20 protein-coding genes are annotated in these 19,899 nt (G+C 71.5%); 8 read left to right on the top strand and 12 right to left on the bottom strand.

Going from position 1 to position 19,899, the window contains the following annotated elements; translation table 11 throughout:
* Nucleotides 1-125: 125 nt before the first annotated feature.
* Nucleotides 126-572 (top strand): carboxymuconolactone decarboxylase family protein, encoded by a 447-nt coding sequence (locus AB0J69_RS34470; RefSeq protein WP_364126039.1) that lies wholly within the window; start codon nucleotides 126-128, stop codon nucleotides 570-572.
* Between the two features lie 3 nt (nucleotides 573-575).
* Here AB0J69_RS34470 and AB0J69_RS34465 read toward each other — a convergent pair whose 3' ends face one another.
* The 6 genes from AB0J69_RS34465 to AB0J69_RS34440 are packed head-to-tail and all read right to left on the bottom strand — an operon-like array spanning nucleotide 576 to nucleotide 6,840.
* Nucleotides 576-1,739: a lipid-transfer protein gene (locus tag AB0J69_RS34465; protein ID WP_364126036.1), complete on the bottom strand. Its 1,164-nt coding sequence runs from the start codon at nucleotides 1,737-1,739 to the stop codon at nucleotides 576-578.
* A complete protein-coding gene (locus AB0J69_RS34460) occupies nucleotides 1,739-2,122 on the bottom strand; it encodes a MaoC/PaaZ C-terminal domain-containing protein (RefSeq protein ID WP_364126033.1) in 384 nt (127 codons plus the stop codon). The genes AB0J69_RS34465 and AB0J69_RS34460 overlap by 1 nt, the downstream gene beginning before the upstream one ends.
* Nucleotides 2,119-3,051 (bottom strand): bifunctional MaoC family dehydratase N-terminal/OB-fold nucleic acid binding domain-containing protein, encoded by a 933-nt coding sequence (locus tag AB0J69_RS34455; RefSeq protein ID WP_364126030.1) that lies wholly within the window; start codon nucleotides 3,049-3,051, stop codon nucleotides 2,119-2,121. Before AB0J69_RS34455 ends, AB0J69_RS34460 begins: the two co-directional genes overlap by 4 nt.
* A complete protein-coding gene (locus AB0J69_RS34450; protein ID WP_364126027.1) occupies nucleotides 3,048-4,202 on the bottom strand; it encodes an acyl-CoA dehydrogenase family protein in 1,155 nt (384 codons plus the stop codon). The genes AB0J69_RS34455 and AB0J69_RS34450 overlap by 4 nt, the downstream gene beginning before the upstream one ends.
* Nucleotides 4,202-5,242 (bottom strand): acyl-CoA dehydrogenase family protein, encoded by a 1,041-nt coding sequence (locus AB0J69_RS34445; RefSeq protein WP_364126024.1) that lies wholly within the window; start codon nucleotides 5,240-5,242, stop codon nucleotides 4,202-4,204. Before AB0J69_RS34445 ends, AB0J69_RS34450 begins: the two co-directional genes overlap by 1 nt.
* A complete protein-coding gene (locus tag AB0J69_RS34440) occupies nucleotides 5,242-6,840 on the bottom strand; it encodes an AMP-binding protein (RefSeq protein WP_364126021.1) in 1,599 nt (532 codons plus the stop codon). The genes AB0J69_RS34445 and AB0J69_RS34440 overlap by 1 nt, the downstream gene beginning before the upstream one ends.
* A 241-nt stretch (nucleotides 6,841-7,081) precedes the next feature.
* Here AB0J69_RS34440 and AB0J69_RS34435 point away from each other — a divergent pair, with 241 nt between their 5' ends.
* The 7 genes from AB0J69_RS34435 to AB0J69_RS34405 all read left to right on the top strand — a co-directional run bounded on the left by AB0J69_RS34435 (nucleotide 7,082) and on the right by AB0J69_RS34405 (nucleotide 13,785).
* Nucleotides 7,082-7,678: a TetR family transcriptional regulator gene (locus tag AB0J69_RS34435; protein WP_364126050.1), complete on the top strand. Its 597-nt coding sequence runs from the start codon at nucleotides 7,082-7,084 to the stop codon at nucleotides 7,676-7,678.
* A 78-nt stretch (nucleotides 7,679-7,756) separates the two neighbouring features.
* Nucleotides 7,757-8,698: an NADP-dependent oxidoreductase gene (locus tag AB0J69_RS34430; protein WP_364126048.1), complete on the top strand. Its 942-nt coding sequence runs from the start codon at nucleotides 7,757-7,759 to the stop codon at nucleotides 8,696-8,698.
* Between the two features lie 101 nt (nucleotides 8,699-8,799).
* The gene (locus AB0J69_RS34425; RefSeq protein ID WP_364126019.1) at nucleotides 8,800-9,789 is read left to right on the top strand and encodes a sigma-70 family RNA polymerase sigma factor; all 990 of its coding nucleotides are present in this window, start codon (nucleotides 8,800-8,802) and stop codon (nucleotides 9,787-9,789) included.
* 42 nt (nucleotides 9,790-9,831) lie between these two features.
* Nucleotides 9,832-10,947 carry a steroid 3-ketoacyl-CoA thiolase gene (locus tag AB0J69_RS34420; RefSeq protein WP_364126017.1) on the top strand — a complete coding sequence of 372 codons (1,116 nt, stop codon included), beginning with the start codon at nucleotides 9,832-9,834 and terminating at the stop codon, nucleotides 10,945-10,947.
* A gap of 43 nt (nucleotides 10,948-10,990) precedes the next feature.
* Nucleotides 10,991-12,013, top strand: a complete 1,023-nt coding sequence (locus tag AB0J69_RS34415) for an MBL fold metallo-hydrolase (protein WP_364126014.1) — start codon at nucleotides 10,991-10,993, stop codon at nucleotides 12,011-12,013.
* 25 nt (nucleotides 12,014-12,038) lie between these two features.
* Nucleotides 12,039-12,719, top strand: coding sequence for a FadR/GntR family transcriptional regulator (locus AB0J69_RS34410; RefSeq protein WP_364126012.1), 681 nt, complete (start codon nucleotides 12,039-12,041; stop codon nucleotides 12,717-12,719).
* 118 nt (nucleotides 12,720-12,837) lie between these two features.
* The gene (locus tag AB0J69_RS34405; RefSeq protein WP_364126009.1) at nucleotides 12,838-13,785 is read left to right on the top strand and encodes a DNA polymerase ligase N-terminal domain-containing protein; all 948 of its coding nucleotides are present in this window, start codon (nucleotides 12,838-12,840) and stop codon (nucleotides 13,783-13,785) included.
* Between the two features lie 319 nt (nucleotides 13,786-14,104).
* Here AB0J69_RS34405 and AB0J69_RS34400 read toward each other — a convergent pair whose 3' ends face one another.
* The 6 genes from AB0J69_RS34400 to AB0J69_RS34375 form a co-directional block, all read right to left on the bottom strand.
* Nucleotides 14,105-15,220 (bottom strand): aldo/keto reductase, encoded by a 1,116-nt coding sequence (locus AB0J69_RS34400; protein WP_364126007.1) that lies wholly within the window; start codon nucleotides 15,218-15,220, stop codon nucleotides 14,105-14,107.
* On the bottom strand, nucleotides 15,220-16,209 hold the full coding sequence (locus AB0J69_RS34395) for an ABC transporter permease (RefSeq protein WP_364126004.1): 990 nt from the start codon (nucleotides 16,207-16,209) through the stop codon (nucleotides 15,220-15,222). Before AB0J69_RS34395 ends, AB0J69_RS34400 begins: the two co-directional genes overlap by 1 nt.
* Nucleotides 16,206-17,684 (bottom strand): sugar ABC transporter ATP-binding protein, encoded by a 1,479-nt coding sequence (locus AB0J69_RS34390; RefSeq protein ID WP_364126001.1) that lies wholly within the window; start codon nucleotides 17,682-17,684, stop codon nucleotides 16,206-16,208. Before AB0J69_RS34390 ends, AB0J69_RS34395 begins: the two co-directional genes overlap by 4 nt.
* Nucleotides 17,684-18,706: a sugar ABC transporter substrate-binding protein gene (locus tag AB0J69_RS34385; RefSeq protein ID WP_364125998.1), complete on the bottom strand. Its 1,023-nt coding sequence runs from the start codon at nucleotides 18,704-18,706 to the stop codon at nucleotides 17,684-17,686. The genes AB0J69_RS34390 and AB0J69_RS34385 overlap by 1 nt, the downstream gene beginning before the upstream one ends.
* A gap of 7 nt (nucleotides 18,707-18,713) precedes the next feature.
* The gene (locus AB0J69_RS34380; RefSeq protein ID WP_364125995.1) at nucleotides 18,714-19,457 is read right to left on the bottom strand and encodes an SDR family oxidoreductase; all 744 of its coding nucleotides are present in this window, start codon (nucleotides 19,455-19,457) and stop codon (nucleotides 18,714-18,716) included.
* Between the two features lie 160 nt (nucleotides 19,458-19,617).
* Nucleotides 19,618-19,893: a hypothetical protein gene (locus AB0J69_RS34375; protein ID WP_364125992.1), complete on the bottom strand. Its 276-nt coding sequence runs from the start codon at nucleotides 19,891-19,893 to the stop codon at nucleotides 19,618-19,620.
* Nucleotides 19,894-19,899 lie beyond the last annotated feature (6 nt).

Here is a 19,899-nt window from a genome sequence, read left to right as displayed (position 1 = left end):
TCGCGTGAACGGCGCTCGCGGCGCGTGCCGCGAGCGCCGGGCATCTGTCACATTCCTCCGCTCCCGTCCGTCATGGCAGTGACCCATGAAACCGGGACCCTTCGGAGGACACGATGGAACCACGTATGAAGCACCCCGCCTTCGTCCTGCCCGACGCCGTGCAGGCCCTGAATGCGCTCGGCAAGAGCATCGCCACCGGCGGGGTGTCCAAGCAGCTCCTCGACCTGGTCTACCTGCGCGCGAGCCAGATCAACGGCTGCAGCGTCTGCCTGGAGATGCACGGCAGTGACCTGAAGAAGAACGGCGAGAGCGACGAGCGGATCTGGACGGTGGCGGGCTGGCGCGACGCCCCCTACTTCACCGACGCCGAGCGCGCCGCGCTCGCCCTGACCGAGGCGGTCACCCGGCTCAGCGACCGGTCGGACCCGGTGCCCGACGAGGTGTGGGACGAGGCCGCCGACCACTTCAGCGAGACCGAGCTGGCCGCGCTGCTCCTGGGCATCGGCACCATCAACATCTGGAACCGGCTCAACGCCGCCACCCGCCAGGTGGCCGGCGCCTGGAAGGGCTGAGCCTCAGCCGGCGGACAGGATCAGGCCGCTCGTCGGCACGCCGGTCCCGGCCGTCACGAGGACGTTCGTGACGGCCGGGACCTGGTTGGCGGCGGTGCCCCTGATCTGCCGGACGGCTTCCGCTATGCCGTTCATGCCATGGATGTACGCCTCCCCGAGCTGCCCGCCGTGCGGGTTGACCGGGAGGCGGCCGTCCAGTTCGATCCCCCCGTCCTGGAGGAAGCCCGGCGCCTCCCCGCGCCCGCAGAAGCCGAGCTCCTCGAGCTGCGTCAGGACGAACGGGGTGAAGTGGTCGTACAGGATGGCCGTCTGGATATCCGCGGGCGACAGACCGGACGTCTCCCAGAGCCGGCGGCCGACGACGGATATCTCGGGCAGGCCGCTCATGTCATCGCGGTAGTAGCTGGTCATCATCATCTGGCCGGCGCCCGCGCCCTGGGCCGCCGCCGTGATCACCGCGGGGGACCTGCGCAGGTCGCGGGCCCGCTCGGCGGACGTCACGACCAGGGCCACCGCCCCGTCGCTCTCCTGGCAGCAGTCGAGCAGGTGCAGCGGCTCCACGATCCACCGGGACGCCTGGTGCTCCTCCAGCGTGATGGGACGCCGGTGGAACCAGGCGGCCGGGTTCGTGGCCGCGTGCCTGCGCATGGCCACCGCCACCCGGCCGAAGTCCTGCGAGGTGGCGTCGTACGCGTGCATGTAGCGCCGCGCGAACATGGCCACCCAGGCCGCCGGCGTCATCAGCCCGAACGGCACGTGCCAGCTCATCTCCAGCCCCTGGGAGGTCGGCTGGCCGGTCAGCCCCGCGTTGGGCTGGCCGAAGCGGCGACCCGAGCGCTCGTTGAACGCGCGGTAGCAGACCACCGTGGTGGCCATGCCCGTGGCCACGGCCATGGCCGCGTGCGCGACGGTGCCGCAGGCCGCGCCGCCGCCGTACTCGACGCGGGAGAAGAAGGTCAGATCGCCGATGCCTGTCTCCCTGGCCACGGCGATCTCCTGGTTGGCGTCCTGGCTGTAGGTGACCAGGCCGTCCACGTCGCCGGGCGACAGGCCCGCGTCGTCGAGCGCCGCCAGCACGGCTTCGGCGGCGAGGCGCAGCTCCGAGCGCCCCGACTCCTTGCTGAACTCGGTGGCGCCGATGCCCGCGATGGCCGTACGTGACCGCACTACCCCTCCCCATTGGTGAACGTGACGGTTCCGGTGGCGTGGTCGCCGAGGCTCACCCGGCCGCGTACCTCGACCGTGAGCCGGTCGCCCGCACGGGCCACGAGCGTGCCGGAGAAGGTGAGGCGGTCGCCCGCGTACGCGGGCACGCCCAGCTTGACGTCGATGCTCCTGATGACGGCCCCTGGGCCCGCCCAGTCGGTGACGTAGCGCTCGACCAGGCCCATGGTGGTCAGGATGTTGAGGAAGATGTCCTTCGAGCCCTGGGCGCGGGCGAGGGCCGTGTCGTGGTGCACCGGGGTGAAGTCCATGGTGGCCAGGGCCGTGGAGACGACCACGGTGGGCGTCAGGTCGATGGACAGCTCGGGCAGCGTGGTCCCGATCATGACGCCTCCGGCGCCCACATGGGCAGGACGAGCCGGTCGTCCATGGCCCGGTACGTCACCCGCAGCGGCATGCCGATCTCCACTTCCTCGACGGGGCAGTCCACGACGTTGCCCACGACCCGTACTCCTTCGGGCAGCTCCACCACGCCCACCACGAACGGGGTCTCGCGTCCCGGCACGGGCGGGTGGTGGTGCACGACGTAGCTGTAGAGGGTTCCCGTGCCGCTCGCGACCGTGTGGGCCCGGTTGGCCGAGCGGCAGTGCGGGCACAGCGGGCCGGGCGGGTGGCGCAGCTCGCCGCAGTCGGCGCACGACTGGATGCGCAGCTCGCCCCGCTTGACGCCCTCCCAGAAGAAGGCCGTGTCCTGGTTGATCGCCGGTTGCAGCGGGTACGGCGGGAGCTTGGCGGTCTCCGGTGGGCGAAATTTCAGGACCCGGAACAGCATCTCGGCGACCGGCTCGTCGTCCTCGCTGTACCAGGTGACGTTCCACGTCGCGAAGAAGCCCACGCCGAGAGCCGTCCGCTTCGGGCCCGCCAGGTCGGAGAACCTCGTGGCCGGGGTGAGGCGCTCGCCGATCCGGACGTAGCGGTGGTAGGTCTGCTCGCAGTTCGTCGCCACCACGCCGGTGTAGCCGCTGTCGTTGAGCGCGGCCATCAGGTCGTCGACCGGCGAGCGCTCCTTGCCGGGCTGGGTACGCGGGCCCTGCATGGTCCACACCTGCGCCATCGCGGGCGGGGCGACGCCCTGTTCGAGGTAGGCCGGGTTCGTGTCGCCCATGGCGGCCAGCCAGTGGCGGATCATGGGCGCGTTCACCGGGTCGGCGGCCGGGGCGCCGCGCACCTCGCCCAGCGCCACCTGCTTGGCCGCGAGCTCGCGCAGCTCCTCGTCCGTCATCGCGCGCCCGCCCGTCATCTCCGCGTCCGTCATCGTGGGGGCCTCGGGAGGCTCAGGCCGAGCATGGCGATCAGCTCCCGCTGCACCTCGTTCACCCCGCCGCCGAACGTCAGCACCACCGCCCCCTTCACCCCGTGGTCGACGCGTTCGAGCAGCTCGGCCGTCTCCGGGTCCGACGGGTCGCCGTACCTGGCCAGGGTGTCGCCGACGATCCGGCCGATCTCCTGCATGCGCTCGGAGCCGTAGATCTTGGTGGCCGACGCGTCGGGGGCGCCCAGCCAGCCGAGGTCCATGTTGGCCGCGACCTGCCAGTTGAGCAGCTCGTTGGTGCGGAAGGCGGCCCACACCCTGGCCAGCGCCCGCCGTACGTCGGGGTTGCCGTCCAGGCCCGTGCGGCGGGCCCATGCCAGGAAGCGGTCGTAGGTCTGGCCGAGGTTGCCGGCCGGGCCGAGCGTGACCCGTTCGTGGTTGAGCTGGTTGACGATCAGGTCCCAGCCCCGGTCGACCTCGCCGACCACCATGTCCGCCGCGACGCGTACGTCGGAGTAGTAGGTGGCGTTGGTGTGGTGGCGGCCGTCCATGGTCACGATCGGGGTCCACGAGAAGCCGGGGTCGTCCGTGGAGGCGATCATCATGGTGATGCCCTTGTGCTTCTTGGCCGTGGGGTTGGTGCGGGCGGCCAGCCAGATGTACTGGGCGTAGTGGGCGCCGCTGGTGAAGATCTTCTGGCCGTTGACGACGTAGTGGTCGCCGTCGAGCACCGCCGTCGTCCGCAGCGAGGCCAGGTCGGTGCCCGCCTCGGGCTCGCTGTAGCCGATCGCGAAGTGGCACTCCCCGGCGAGGATGCGCGGCAGGAACCGGTCCTTCTGCTCCTGGGTGCCGTACTGCATGAGCGTGGGCCCGACGGTCTGCACGGTGATGATGGGGTACGGCACTCCGGCGCGGGCTATCTCGTTGGCGAAGATCTGCTGCTCCAGGGGGCCGTAGCCGCCTCCGCCGTACTCCTTGGGCCAGCCGAGGCCCAGCTTGCCGTCGCGGCCGAGGCGGCGGCAGTGCTCCATGTACGCCTCGCCGAACGGGTCCTGGGCGATCTTCGCGCGGTCCTCGGCGGTGAGGCAGCCGCGGAAGTACTCGCGCAGCTCGTCGCGGAGGCTGCGCTGCTCGGGAGTCAGGTCGATGAGCATCAGACGAGCGCTCCGATCAGGTCGAGCTGGGCGTCGGCGCCGCCGAGCAGGTGGGACAGGTGCTTGGCCTGGGCGAAGTAGCGGTGCAGCGGGTAGGTCACGTCGAGCCCGAGGCCGCCGTGCAGGTGCTGGCAGGTGTAGAGGGCCTTGACCGCCTCACCGACGTGGTACGCGGCCAGCGCCAGGTCCTGCTCGGCCGGCAGCCCCTCGCCCAGCCGCCAGACCGCCGACCACATGGCGACGTCCAGCGCCCGGCCGGCGATGTAGACGTCGGCGATCTGCATCGTCACCGCCTGGAACTCGGCCAGCGCCCGGCCGAACTGCCGGCGCTGCCTTATGTAGCCGGTGGTCAGCTCCAGCGCCCCCGCCAGGACGCCGCTGGCCTGGGCGGCGACGGCGGCGGTGAAGATCCGCCGCGCGTCCTCGACCGCCTCGGGCCCCGCCACGTGCTCGGCCGGGGTGTCGTCGAGCACGATCGTGGCGGCGGGCTCCCCCGTGGACGCGAACTCGGCCGTCGTGGCCGGCGACGCCACCAGGAACAGGCCCTCGTCGGCGGTGACCAGCGCCACCGCCCCGGGATGCGGCACCGACACCTTCCGCCCGTTCAGCACCCACCCACCCCCGGCAGAGTCGGGGCGGTCGGCCGTCGCGGGCGGTCCTGCCAGGCGGGCGGCGGTCGCGGGCGCGTCGGCCAGGCGGGCGGTGGTGGTAGGCGGGTCGGCGAGGTCGTGGCCGGGCTCGCGGAGGGCGAGGGTCACCCGTCCCGTGGTGCGCCGCTGCTGGTCGGGGCTGCCGTGCCGGGCCAGGGCGAGCGTGCCCGCCAGCGTCGGCAGCGCCGGCACCGGCGCCGCCCGGGCGCCGACCTCCCGCAGCACCACGGCCATCTCCACCGGCCCGAGCCCGGCGCCGCCCGCGTCCTCCGGAACGCAGACGCCCATCAGCCCGGCCTGCCACAGCCGCTCCTCGTCCCCTTCTCTGGCCAGGACCTCGGCCGCGAGCTTCTTCAGATCCTGCTGGGTTTCGTCCAGGTTGAAATCCACTACGTCTCCAAGAGGTGTTGCCTGCCGTGCCGTACGAACTCCTCCTCGATGCCCTTGACGTCCGCCTCGGTCAGCGGCCGGAGCCCGCCGGGGGCGCGCCACCAGACCGGGTCGGCGGCGCGCCACGCCTCGCGGGCGAGGTGCCGCTTGATGACCTTGTGCGAAGGCGTCAGGGGTAACTCCCGACAAATGCGGATATAGCGGGGTAACGACTTGGCACCCAGATCGCGCCGGCCGGCCAGGAACCCGTCGAACGCCGCCGCGTCGAAGGCCCCCTCCAGCACGAGCGCCGCCATGACCTGGTCACCGGCCGCCGGATCCGGCACCGGGTACACCGCCGCCTCCACCACCCCGCCGAACTCCCGCAGCGCGGCCTCGATGGGCGCGACCGCCAGGTTCTCACCGTCCACCCGCAGCCGCTCGGTCCCCCGCCCGGCGAAGAACACGTAGCCGGCCGGGTCGGCGTAGGCCAGGTCGCCCGACCAGAACGCGCCCTGCCTGATCCGCTCGGCGTCCGCCTCCGGGTCGTTGTAGTAGCCCTCGAACAGCCCGAGCCCGGCCGTGTTGACCAGCTCGCCGACGGCCTCCTCCGGGTTGAGCAGCCGGCCGTCCTCGATCACGCCCGGCGGGCAGGACAGGCCGGTGAAGGGGTCGAGGATCCGTACGCCGTCGGGCAGGCGGCCGAGGCACCCGGGGGGACCCGAGGGGTCGGGCGTGAGCGAGATGGCCGTCTCGGTGGACCCGAAGGCGTCGATGACCAGGCACCCGAACCGCTCCCCGAACCTTCTGACGGCCACCGCGCTCCCCTCGTTCCCGAACGCGATCTTGAGCGGGTTGGCGGCGTCGTCGGGACGTTCCGGGGTGGCCAGGACGTAGGAGAGGGCCTTGCCGACGTAGTGGAGGTACGTGCAGCCGTATCGCCTGATGTCGGGCAGCAGCCCCGAGGCCGAGAACCGCCGCCGCAACACCAGCGCGGCTCCCGACGCCACGGCCGGGGCGTAGGCGGCCATCAGGGCGCCGGAGTGGAACAGCGGCATCGAGCAGTAGACGACGTCGTCCGGGGCCAGCATCGCCGCCAGGCTCACGCCGGGGACGGCGAGCTTGCGCTGCGTGACGCGTACGGCGCGGGGGCGGCCGGAGGTGCCCGAGGTGAAGATCAGCATCACCAGGTCACCGGGATCGGCGGCACCATACACGGGAGCGTCGGATGCCGGCTCGACGGCGAGCGGCAGCGCCGGCACCCCGAGGTCCTCCGACACCTGCCGGGCCACCTCGGCGAGGCCATCACCTGCCAGGAGGAGATCCACGTCCGTCGCGCGGGCGTCGCGGGCCAGCTCCTCGACCCCCCGCGTGGGGTTCAGCGCGACGACCACGTGCCCGGCCAGCGCCGCCCCGCCGACCAGGAAGACCAGCTCGGGAACGTTCTCGCAGAGCACCCCGACGTGCAGGCCGGTCCCGCGCGCGGACAGCCACGCCCCGGCGGCCCGGCAGGCGGCCACGTGCTCCCGCCACGACCACACCCTGTCCTCGAACACCAGTCCGGGCCGGTCGTCCTCGGCCCGGGCGAGCAACAGGGAGCCGAGCGTGTCCGCGGTCATCGCTCCTCCAGCAAGCGCTAGGTAAGCCGAATCGCAAACTAGAACAGATTCTAATATCTGTCCAGAACCCGGCCCGGTCAACAAGTCGCGACATGTGCCCGTAACGCCAAAGACATGGGCCTATACGGCTTGTTTGTGACCCGCGAGTAACAAGCCGCGTAATCGAGAAATCAGATAACGTGTTCTTATGCGTACCACGGACGCGTCGACCGCAGCACCCTCCAGCGACACCGAGGGGACCATGGAGAGCCACCCCACCACGGGCGGGCACAGCGTCCGAACTCGCAGCCAGCACCAACGCCGCAAGCGCATCGTCCAGGCCGCCGCCGCGCTGGCCTCGCGCGGCGGGGTCGAGGCCATGCAGATGCGCACGGTGGCCGAGCGCGCGGGCGTGGCGCTTGGCACGCTCTATCGATACTTTCCCTCCAAGATGGACCTCGTCGTGGCCGTGGTCGGCGAGGAGATCGACCTGCTGGAGAGCAGCATCGAGCGCCGGCCGCCCGGGGCCTCCACCCCGTCGAGCCGCGCGGTCGACGTGCTGATGCGGGCCACCCGGGGGCTGATGCGCGAGCCGGAGCTGGCCGACGCGCTCATCCGGTCGCTGATCATGGCCGAGGTCCAGACCCCGTTCGGCGACCGTATGACGGGGCTGCTGCTGCGCGTCTCGGCCAGCGGGCTGACGCTGGAGCAGGCCAGCGAGGAGCAGATCGACCTCGCGGGGTCGCTGGCGAGCGTGTGGGTCCAGGAGTTGCTGGAGATGTTGCGCGGGCGGCGTACGTACGACCAGATCCAGCGGCGCATCGAGACCGCCGCCGCGCGGCTGCTCGCCGACATCTGACGGCCTGATCTTTACGCCTCTTGGCCGTCGGCCCACTCGCGGGCCGGGCCCCGGGCGAGCAGGCTGGACCACATGAAGATGAGAGCGATCAGCCAGGACGCCCTGGGCGGCCCGGACGTGCTGAAGACGGTCGAGGTGGACAAGCCGGTGCCCGGCCCGACCGAGGTGCTGGTGCGGGTGGAGGCCGCCGGGCTCAACCCCACTGACTGGAAGACCCGCGCGACCGGCGGCCTCCTGCGCATGGCGCCGCCGTTCGTGCTGGGCTACGACGTCTCGGGCGTGGTCGAGGGCTCCGGCGTCGGGCAGGCGCTCTACAAGCCGGGCGACGAGGTGTTCGGCATGCTGCGCTACCCGCAGGGCCACGGCGCCTTCGCCGAATACGTGACCGCCCCCTCGCGGCACTTCGTCCGCAAGCCCGAGAGCGTCGACCACGTCCAGGCGGCCGCGCTCCCGCTCGCCGCGCTGACCGCCTGGCAGGCGCTCGTGGACGTCGCCGGCCTGAGAGCGGGCCGGCGGGTGCTGATCCACGCCGCCGCCGGCGGGGTCGGCCACCTGGCGGTGCAGATCGCCAAGGCGCGGGGCGCCTACGTGATCGGCACCGCCAGCGCCGCCAAGCACGACTTCCTGCGCGGGCTGGGCGCCGACGAGCTGGTCGACTACCGCACGGCGGACTTCGCCGAGGTCGTACGGGACGTGGACGTGGTGCTGGAGACCATCGGCGGCGACTACGGGACACGCTCGCTGCGCACCATGCGCGAGGGCGGCACGATCGTCTCGCTCGCCCTGAGCCTGCTCGACCCCGGCCTGCACGCGCGGGCGGCCGAGCTGGGCATCCGGTCGGAGGCCATCCTGGTCGAGCCGGACCAGGCCGCGATGCGGGCGCTGGCGGCCCTGGTCGAGGCGGGCCGGCTGCGGGCGGAGATCGCCGCCGCCCTGCCGCTGGCGGAGGCGGCCAAGGCGCACGAGCTGGGCGAGACCAACCGGACCACGGGCAAGATCGTCCTCACCGTCCCGCACTGAGCAGGCGTTTCATGAATGGGGAGTCAAGGGAAACGCACTAATTGCCGGGGCCGGGGGAAAAACTCGTCGATCTGTCGGTGGCGGCGTCTATACAGGGAGGTATGACCGACAAGCCGATTAATGAGGACTTCCTCCGGCTGGCTGATCCGATGCGGCGGGAGCTGCTGGCGCACTGCTACCGCATGATGGGTTCGGTGCACGATGCCGAGGACCTCGTGCAGGAGACCTATCTGCGCGCGTGGCGGGCGTACGACAACTTCGAGGGGCGTTCGTCCCTGCGTACGTGGCTCTACCGCATCGCCACCACCACGTGCCTGACCGCGCTCGACAACCGCTCCCGGCGGCCGCTGCCGACGGGGCTCGGCGCGCCGAGCATCGAGGCGAGCGCACCCCTGGTGCAGGACCACGAGGTGCCCTGGCTGGAGCCGATGCCCGACGCCATGGCGGGTGCGGGCGGCGACGACCCGGCCACGATCGTGACCTCGCGTGAGAGCATCAGGCTCGCGCTGATCGCCGCGCTGCAGCACCTGCCGCCCCGGCAGCGCGCGGTGCTGATCCTGCGCGACGTGCTCAAGTGGAAGGCCGCCGAGGTGGCCGAGGCGGTCGGCACCTCCACGGCGGCGGTCAACAGCATCCTCCAGCGGGCCCGGGCCCAGCTCAACGAGGTCTCGCCGAGCCTGGACGACCCGGTGGAGCCGCTGACCCAGGAGCAGCGGGCCCAGCTCGACCGATACGTCGCGGCGTTCGAGAACTACGATATCGACAGCCTGGTCGACCTGTTCACCAAGGACGCGGTCTGGGAGATGCCGCCGTTCGTCGGGTGGTACCAGGGGCCGGAGACGATCGCCGAGCTCGTCCGTACGCAGTGCCCCGCCAAGGCGGCCGGCGACCTCAAGCTGGTGCCGATCGCGGCCAACGGCCAGCCGGCCTACGCCCTCTATCACCGCCAGGACGGCGTGTACGGGCAGTTCGCGATCATGGTGGTGACGTTCTCCGGCGATCGGCTCGGCCACGTCGGCATGTTCTTCGAGGAGTCGCTGTTCGAGACGTTCGGGCTGCCCGCGAAGTGGGAGGGTTCCGAAACAAAGTAGAACGCGTTACAGTCGCGCCAGAGTATCGTTCTGGAGGCGGCAATGGACACCCCTGTGATCGTCGAGGCCGTTCGCACGCCCATCGGCAAGCGGGCGGGATGGCTGTCAGAGCTGAAACCGCAACAGGTTCTGGCCGGCGCGCTGAACGGGCTCGTCGAGCGGTCGGGCATCGATCCGGCGATCGTGGAGCAGGTGTTCGCCGGGTGCGTGACCCAGGCCGGGGAGCAGGGCGGGCACGTCGGGCGCCACTCGTGGCTGTACGCCGGGCTGCCGTACCGGACGGGCGTCACCACCGTGGACGCCCAGTGCGGCTCCTCGCAGCAGGCGGTGCACCTGGCGGCCGCGATGATCGGCGCGGGCGCGATCGAGGTCGGCATCGGGTGCGGCGTCGAGGTCATGAGCCGCGCGCCGCTGGGCAGCAACGTGCTGCCCGCCCGGCCCAGGCCGGACGACTGGAGCATCGACCTGCCCGACCAGTTCACCGCCGCCGAGCGGATCGCGCGGCGGCGCGGGCTCACCCGCGAGCGGCTCGACTGGTTCGGGGCGCGCTCGCAGCGGCTGGCGGCCAAGGCGTGGGCGGACGGGCGGTTCGAGCGGGAGATCGTGCCCGTCGGGGACGTACGCAGGGACCAGGGGTTGCGCGAGACCACCGTCGAGGGCCTGGCCAAGCTCAAGCCGGTGCTGGAGGACGGGCTGCACACCGCCGGCACCTCCTCCCAGATCTCCGACGGCGCCGCCGCCGTGCTGGTCATGAGCGAGCGGGCGGCGCGGCGGCACGGGCTGCGGCCCCGGGCCCGGATCCTGGCGCAGGCGCTGGTCGGGGCGGAGCCGTACTACCACCTGGACGGGCCCGTGGAGGCCACGGCCAAGGTGCTGGCGACGTCCGGGATGACGATGGGCGACCTCGACCGGTTCGAGGTGAACGAGGCGTTCGCCTCGGTCGTCCTGTCGTGGGCGAGCGTGCACGAGCCCGACCTCGACCGGGTCAACGTCAACGGCGGCGCGATCGCGCTCGGCCATCCCGTCGGCGCCACGGGCGCGCGGCTGATCACCACGGCGTTGCACGAGCTGGAGCGGTCGGACTCGGCGACCGCGCTGGTCACGATGTGCGCGGGCGGGGCGCTGTCGACGGCGACGATCCTGGAGCGGATCGGCTGACCGCGGCCTGTCCAGCAAGATCGAACACGCGAATCGGGGGAACATGAAGACCAGGCGCAGGCCGTATGCCGAACAGCGGCCGCAGGATCTCGGCGGCGGGGTGTGGAGCGTGCCGGTGCCGATCCCCGGCAACCCGCTCGGTTACACCCTCGTCTACGCCGTCGAGTCGCCCAAGGGCCACGTGCTGGTCGACGCCGGGTGGAACCACCCCGACGCATGGGACGCGCTCAGCGGCGGCCTGGCGGCGCTCGGGATCGACGTGACCACGGTGAGCGGGGTGGTCGTCACCCATTTCCATCCCGACCACGCCGGGCTCGCCGGTCAGGTCAGGGAGGCCTCCGGCGGCTGGATCGCCATGCACGAGAACGACGCGGCCCTAGTCAGGCTCATGACCGAGTTCGCGGCCGGCGAGCACGACGCCTTCCAGACCGACATGCTCAGGCGGGCGGGAGCCGACCCCGGCGAGGCCAGGCAGGCGATGGGCGGCCGTCCCACCCCGCCCGCGCTGCCCGACCGCGAGCTGCGCGACGGCGACCTGGTGGACCTGCCGGGCCGCAAGCTGCGCGCCGTGCACACCCCCGGTCACACGCCGGGGCACATCTGCCTGCACCTGGAGGACGCCGACCGGCTGTTCACCGGCGACCACGTCCTGCCCGACATCACCCCGCACATCGGGATCTACCCCTATGACCGGGACGACGTCGATCCCCTGAGCGACTTCCTGGAGTCGCTGGACCGCGTCAGCGACCTCGGCTCCCTCGACGCCCTGCCCGCCCATGAATGGATATTTCCCGATGTAGCCGCGCGAGCCGCCCAGATCCGACACCATCACGAGGAGAAGCTCGAACGGCTGCGCGCCCTCCTGGCCGAGCGGCCGCAACCGCTGACCATCTGGGAGGCCGCCGCGATGATGACCTGGAACAAGCCGTGGGACGAGCTGGCCCCCATGCTGAGAGGCATGGCGGCCGGTGAGGCCGCCGCCCATTTGCGCACGTTGGAGGCCAGAGGGCAGATCCGCCGCCTGGCCGGTGTCGAACCGGTCCGCTTCCACGCCCTAGACTCCTAGACATCCGATGTCTAGGGAGAAAAGTGTGGCGGTCACCGACGCGGCCATCGACAAGATCAAGCAGATGATCGTCTCGGGCGAGCTGGCCCCCGGCGACCGGCTGCCGAAGGAGGCCGACCTCGCCGAGCGGCTCGGCCTGTCCCGCAACTCGCTGCGCGAGGCCGTGCGCGCGCTGTCGCTGATCAACGTGCTCGACGTGCGGCAGGGCGACGGCACCTACGTCACCAGCCTGGAGCCCCGCCTGCTGCTGGACACCATGTCGTTCGTGCTCGACCTGCACCGCGACGACACGGTGCTGCAGTTCTTCGAGGTCCGGCGGATCCTCGAGCCGGCCGCCACGGCGATGGCGACCGAGCAGATGAGCGAGGCCGACATCGAGGAGCTGCGGGTGATCCTGGAGTCGCTGCCGGCCCGGCCCACGGTCGAGGAGCTGGTGGCCAACGACCTGCAGTTCCACCACCGGATCGCGCAGGGCTCCGGCAACAGCGTGCTGTGCTCGTTCATCGAGAGCCTGTCGGGCCCCACCACCCGGGCCCGGATCTGGCGGGGGCTCACGCAGGAGGGCGCGATGGAGAAGACGCGGGAGCAGCACACCGCGATCTACGAGGCCATCGCCGCCCGCCAGGCCGAGGTCGCCCGCTCCTGGGCCACCGTGCACGTGGCGGGCGTGGAGTCGTGGCTGCGCAAGGCGCTGGAGCTGGACTGATCACCGGGGCGGCGCGCACGTCGGAGGACTCTGGCGCTTCCGGCGCCGGCGCTTCCGGCGCTTCCGGCGCTTCCGGCGCTGATGATCGGGGAGAGCCCGGAAGGGTAGTACCGGTCTTGTGTCCGACAAACTGAAGAAGTATCGGAGCAAGCGCGACCCGGACCGTACCCCCGAGCCCGTCCCCGACGCCTCCCCCACCCCCTCCGACGGCCGGGCGTTCGTCATCCAGGAGCACCACGCGCGGTCCCTGCACTGGGACCTGCGCCTCGAACGCGACGGCGTCCTGGTGTCCTGGGCCGTCCCCAAGGGCCTGCCCGCCGACCCCGGCACCAACCACCTGGCGGTGCACACCGAGGACCACCCGATGGAGTACCTCACCTTCCACGGCGAGATCCCGAAGGGCGAGTACGGCGGCGGCACCATGACCGTCTGGGACACCGGCACGTACGACACGGAGAAGTGGTCGGATCGCGAGGTCAAGTTCGTCCTGCACGGGGAGCGGGCCTCGGGCCGGTTCGTGCTGTTCCGGACGCGGGACAAGAACTGGATGATCCACCGCATGGACCCCCCGGTCCGCGACCCGTTCCCGGCTCTGGAGCCCATGCTGCCCACCTCGCGTGCCAGACCCCCGAAGGACACCTCCTCCTACGCCTTCGAGTTCGCCTGGGGCGGCCGCCGCCTCGTCGTGCCCATCGACGGGGGCCGCACGGACGCCGCCCGGGAGCATCCGTGGCTGCGGGGGCTGGCGGAGTCGTTCGGCAGCCGCACGGCGGTGCTGGACGGGGAACTGGCCACGCTCGGGGGCGCGGAGATCCTCGTCTTCTACGACCTCCTGTACGACGACGGGCACTCGCTGGTCGGGGAGCCGTACACGGCCCGGCGGGCGGCGCTGGAGGCGCTGGAGCTGACCGGCGCCCACTGGCAGACGGCGCCGTCCTGGCCGGGGGAGGCGGGGCCGGTGCGGCAGGCGGCGCGGGAGCAGGGGCTGCCGGGGGTGGTCGCCAAGCGGCTGGACTCGACGTACGAACCGGGACCGTCCAAGTCCTGGCTCCTCATCCCGCCCTGACCGGCCCACCTGATTACGGCGACCAGATCACCAGGATCATCGCGGCCGATCCACCAGACAGATGGCGACCATCGCGTCACCGATGCGCGCCATGCCGGGAAACGGCCGACACTCCGATGGGCACCATGCCGGGGAATGGCCGACACTCCGATGGGCACCCTCCTCCGACACGCCGAACGGACCGTGGCCGTTGTACACCGGCACACAGACCCTGACCTTCGGCGACCGGATGCGCGCCATGCCGGTCAGCGCACTCCGGGAGGTCGGCTGAACCGCTGGCCCGCCGGGCTCGTCGGAGGCGGCGGGCCGTGCGGATCCGCTACTCCTTGCCCGGCAGCAACCCTTCCGCCACCAACTCCTCCCACAACGCTTCCGGAACCGGCCGCGACCACAGGGCGGCGTTCTCCACGACCTCCTGTGGCGCACGCGCGCCCAGGACGATCGTGGCGATCGCCGGGTGGCGCAGGGGGAAGGCCATGGCCGCCTGGGGCAGCGTGACCCCGTGGCGCTCGCACACCGCCGCGATCCTGCGTGCCTTCTCCACCAGGTCGGCCGGCGCCGGCTGGTAGTTGTAGGTGCCCGACGGCTCGTGCGTGGCCAGGATGCCGCTGTTGAACACCCCGGCGGCCAGCACCTTGACGCCCCGCTCGGCGCACTCCTCCAGGAGCGGCAGGCCCGACTGGTCGAGCAGGGTGTAGCGGCCCGCGAGCATGACCACGTCGATGTCGGTCTCCCGGACGAAGCGCAGCGGCGCCTGCCACTGGTTCATCCCGACGCCGATCGCCTGGATCCGCCCTTCGGCCCGCAGCTCGGCCAGCGCCGGGTACGCCTCCCCGATCGCCTGCTCCACGTGGTCGTCGGGGTCGTGGATGAGGGCGAGGTCCACCGCCGGGAGCCCGAGGCGGGCCAGGGACTCCTCCAGCGAGGTCCGTACGCCGTCGCGGCTGAAGTCCCACACCCGCTCCAGCTCGGCGGGCACGTCGAAGCCCTCGTCATCACGGCCCGCACCGGACGCGCCGTCACGGCCCACACCGGACGCACCCCCGCCGTCACGGCCCACACCGGACGCACCCCCGCCGTCACGGCCCACACCGGACGCACCCGCGCCGTCACGGCCCACACCGGACGTGCCCGTGTCGCCGTGGCCCCCACCGGACGGGCCCGTGTCCCCGGGGTCGGGTCTGGTCGGCTTCGGTCTGAGCAGGCGGCCGACCTTCGTGGACAGGAGGTAGCCGGAGCGGCCGGCCAGGGCCGCGCCCAGGCGGCGCTCCGACAGGCCCAGGCCGTAGTGGGGCGCGGTGTCGTACAGACGTACCCCGCTCTCCCAGGCGGCGTCCACCGTGGCGCGGGCCTGCTCCTCGGCTACCTCGTCGTACAGGTTGCCGATGGGGGCGCCGCCGAAGCCGTACCGTGGCAGGTCGATCCCGCGTCGCATCAATCTTGTGCCTTTCCGCCCGCTATCCGGCTGATCATCAGGGCGATGAGGATGATCGCACCGTAGATGACCGGCTGCCAGAAGCCCGAGACGCCGATGAGGGTGAGGATGTTCTGGACCAGGCCGATCACCAGCACGCCGGTGAGCGCGCCGAGGATCGTGCCCTTGCCGCCGTCCATGCTGACGCCGCCGATGACGGCCGCCGCGAACACCATGAAGATCCAGCCGACGCCCTGGTTGTTGCCGATCGCCCCGAGGCGTCCGGTCTCCAGGATGCCGGCCAGCGCCGCCAGCGTGCCGCCCAGGATGAACACGCCGTACAGCACCCGATCCACCCGGATGCCGGCGGCGCGGGCCGCGTCGGTGTTGCCGCCGATCGCGTACAGCGACCGGCCCAGCCTGAGATAGCCGAGCCCGAAGATGCCCGCCGCGAACAGCACGCCGGCGATCCAGATGGCCGCCGGCAGGCCGAGCCACATGGCGCTGCCCAGGTAGAGGATCGAGCTGGGGAGCTCGAACAGCGTCTTGCCCTCCGTCGGCCCCTGCAGGAAGCCGTGCACGATGATCAGCATGGCCAGCGTGACGATGAACGCCGACAGCTGGAACCTGATGATCAGGAAGCCGTTGAACGCCCCGATCGCCGCCCCGATGAGCAGGGCCAGCGGGATCACCAGCATCCCGGGCAACCCGATGCCGAACCCGCCCGCCGACGCCGGGATCACCAGCATCACCGCGATGGCCGGCGCGGTGCCGACCGTGGACTCCAGCGAGAGATCGAACTTGCCGGCGATCAGGATCATCGCCTCGGCCAGCACGAGCAGCGAGATCGCCGCCTGCTGCTGGAGCACGTTCGTCAGGTTGCCCGCCGTCAGGAAGGTCGGGTCCAGGAACGCGCCCACCACGAGCAGGAGCACGATCACCGGAACGAGCGTCAGGTCGCGGAACCTGGTCAGCCGCAGCCGGGGGGCCGGCGCAGTCAAAGTGGTCACTCCTCTATGCCTTCCATCACGGCCACGAGCTCGTGGTCGGTCCAGCCACGTGGCACGTCCTTGACGACCCTGCCGTGGAACATCACCAGCACCCGGTCGCAGATCCGCAGGTCGTCGAGCTCGTCGGAGACCACGACGGCCCCCGCTCCCCGCTCGACCGCGTCCTCGACGGCGCCGAGCAAGGCCTGCTTGGCCTTGACGTCGACGCCGGCGGTCGGGTTGATCACGACCAGGACGTTCGGGTCGTCCACGAGCGCCCGGGCGAACACCACCTTCTGCGCGTTCCCTCCGGAAAGGTCACCGACGGGCTGGTCGGGCCCTTCCGTCTTGATGTCCAGAATGCCGATCATCTGCTCCGCCTTGTCGCGGCGCCTCGCCGGGGAGACCACGCCGTAGCGGCCCAGCTTGCGGGCGATCGGGAACGTCGCGTTCTCCCCCACCGACAGCAGCGGGACGAAGCCCTCGTGGTGGCGGTCCTCCGGGACGAACCCGAGGCCGGCCTTCATGGCGGCGGGCACGTCGCCGGGCCTGACGCGGGTGCCGTTGACCGTGACGGTGCCGGAGTCCGGCTTCCGCAGCCCGACCAGGGTCTCGGCCAGGCCGACCTTGCCGCTGCTCGCGGAGCCGGCCAGGCCGACGACCTCACCCGACCTGACGGAGAGGTCGATGTCCGTGTAGCGGCCGGCCAGCGTGAGGCTCTCGCCCGACAGCACCACGGCGTCGCCGGGGGTGCGGGAGCGGGACTCGTACGCCGCCGTGGCCTCCCCCGTCATCGCGGCGACCAGCTCGTCGTGCGGCAGGTCGGCCACCGGCCTGGTCGCGACGTGCCGGGCGTCGCGGAAGACCGTGACGCTCTGGCAGATCTCGTAGACCTCGTCGAGGTGGTGGGAGATGTACATCATGGTGACGCCCTGCTCGCGCAGCGACCGCATGCGCGCGAACAGCCGCTCGATCGCCGGCCCGTCGAGCCGGGCGGTGGGCTCGTCGAGGATGATGAACCTGGCCCCGAACGACAGCGCGCGGGCGATCTCCACGAGCTGGCGCTGCTCCACGCTCAGGTCTCCGGCCAGCGCCTGCGCGTCCACGTCCACCTCGTACGTGTCCAGCAACTCGCGTGCCCTGACCCGCAGCGCCCGCCAGTTGATCGTGCCCCTGGCCGACTGGCGGTTGAGGAACAGGTTCTCGGCGACCGTCAGCGCCGGGATGATCGTGGACTTCTGGTAGACACACGCGACGCGCTGCCGCCAGGCGTCGCGGTCGGCGAGGGCGGGCGCCGCCTCTCCCGAGAACCGCACCTCGCCCTCGTCCGGCCGCTGGAGCCCGGTGAGGATCGACACCAGGGTGGACTTCCCCGCGCCGTTCCTGCCGACGAGCGCGTGGGTCTCACCCTCCGCGATCGCGATCTCCGCGCCGTTCAGCGCGGTGGTCGGGCCGAAGCGCTTGACGACGTTTCGGGCTTCAACGTGAATGCTCATTACTTGACCTGGTTGCCCCAAAGGGCCTTGTCGTCCACGTTCTCCTTGGTCACGAGGGGCGCGGGGAGCTGGTCCTCCAGGCCGTTCGGCAGCTGGATGATCGTGCTGTCGTGGTCGGTCGGGCCCGGCTTGAACGTCTTGCCCTCGGCTGCGGCCTTCGCGTAGTAGAGCGCGTACTTGGCGTACAGGTCGGCCGGCTGGGACACCGTCGCGTCGATGTCACCCTTCCGGATCGACTCGAACTCCTGCGGGATCCCGTCGTTCGAGATCACGAAGATGTGCTTGGGGTCGCTCGGCGGGACCAGCAGGCCCTTCTGCTTGAGCACCTGCAGCGTCGGGGCCAGGTGTACGCCGCCCGCGTGCAGGTAGATGCCCTTGATGTCCGGGTTCTGCTCCAGGCGGGTCTGCAGCATGGACGCCGCCTTGCTGCCCTCCCACTCGGTCGGCTCGCTGAACACCGTGATCCCGGGGAACTTCGCCTTCATGCACTCCAGGAACGCCTCCGACCTGTCACGGCCGTTGATCGAGCTGAGCGCGCCCTGGAGTTGCACGACCTTGCCCTTGCCGCCGAGCTTCTCGCCGAGGAACTCGCACGCCTTGGTGCCGTACGCGCGGTTGTCGGCGCGTACGACCATGTAGACCTTGCCCTTGTCCGGCCGGGTGTCGACGGTCACGACGGGGATCTTCTTGTTCTCCAGTTGCTGGAGCGTGTTGGCGATCGCGCCGGTGTCCTGCGGGGCCATGACGATGACCTTGGCGCCCTGGCCGGTCAGCGCCTGCACGTTGTTGACCAGCTTGGCCACGTCGTTCTGCGAGTTCGTGGCGGGCATGAGGTCCACCTTGAGCTCGCCGGCCATCTGCGGGACGTATTTGATGTAGGAGTTCCAGAAGTCGGAGTCGGCCCGGGGGTGATCGATGCCGACCTTCCCGCCGCCGCTCCCTCCTTCCGTCGTGGTGCCTGAGCCACACGCGGTGACGACCGTCAACAGGGCCGCGACCGCGGCCACCCGTCCGAACTTCATGGGGGGATTACCTTCCTTGGTTGCCTGGCCGGAGCCGCAGCCCCTGCATGCCGCCGTCCACCGCGAGCGCGGTCCCGGTGGTCGAGCCGGCCTCGGGGCTGGCGAGGTAGACGATCGCGGCGGCGACCTCCTCCGCGCTGACCAGGCGGCCCATCGGCTGCCTGGCGTTGAGCGCCGCGCGTTCCGCCTCGGGGTCGTCGGCCGCGTCCAGCAGCCGGGCGACCCACGGGGTGTCGGCCGTGCCCGGGTTGACGCAGTTGACCCGGATGCCCTCACGGATGTGGTCCGCCGCCATGGCGAGCGTCAGCGACAGCACCGCACCCTTGGTGGCGCTGTAGAGCGCCCGCTGCGGCAGCCCGGCGGTGGCGGCGATCGAGCAGGTGTTGACGATCGCGGCGTGCTCGGACCTTCTCAGGTACGGCAGCGCCGCCCGCGCCACCCGGACCATGCCGAGCACGTTGACGTCGAACACCTTGTGCCACTCGCTGTCCGAGTTGTCCTCGATCGTTCCTTGTGCGCCGATGCCCGCGTTGTTGACGAGCACGTCGATGCCGCCCAGCCGCTCGGCGGCCTCGGCCACCGCCGCCCGCACCCCGGCGTCGTCCGTCACGTCGGCCTTGATCCCGATGAACGGCTCGCCGGGCGGGTTGAGGTCGAGGCACGCGACCTTCATGCCACGCCCGGCCAGCGCGGTGGCCGCGGCCAGCCCGATCCCGGACCCGCCGCCGGTCACGACCGCTTTCAAACTCACACGCCCCTCCAACCCTCGATCGCCTTGCCCTTTACGGGCCCGTCTGTCCCTCGCCGACCGGCGACCCGCTCGCCACGCACCCATTCGGGCCGCTCGCCACGCACCCGTTCGGGCCGCTCGCCACGCACCCGTTCGGGCCGCTCTCCCGCCGGCGGGCCCGTCACGCGTCCCACCAGCTCACGCACCGCCGTCCGAGCCCGCTCACCACGAGCCCGATCGGCACGTCGGCCCAGCTCCCGACCCGGACGCCCGCCCCGACCCCGGTCCGGACGCCCGCCTTGACTCCGGTCCGGACGCCCTCCCAGGCCGCGGCCTGGACGCCTTCCCAGACCTGGGCCCGGGTGTTCTCCCGGACCCCCGCCCGAATCCTGGCCTGGACGCCTTCCCAGACTTGGCCCCGGGTGCCCTCCCGAGCCCTGAACCGGGCGTCGGTCACCGCACG

It is taken from the genome of Nonomuraea sp. NPDC049709 (assembly GCF_040674815.1).
Classification (GTDB): Bacteria; Actinomycetota; Actinomycetes; order Streptosporangiales; family Streptosporangiaceae; genus Nonomuraea.
This window is presented reverse-complemented; position numbering and strand designations above follow the sequence as displayed.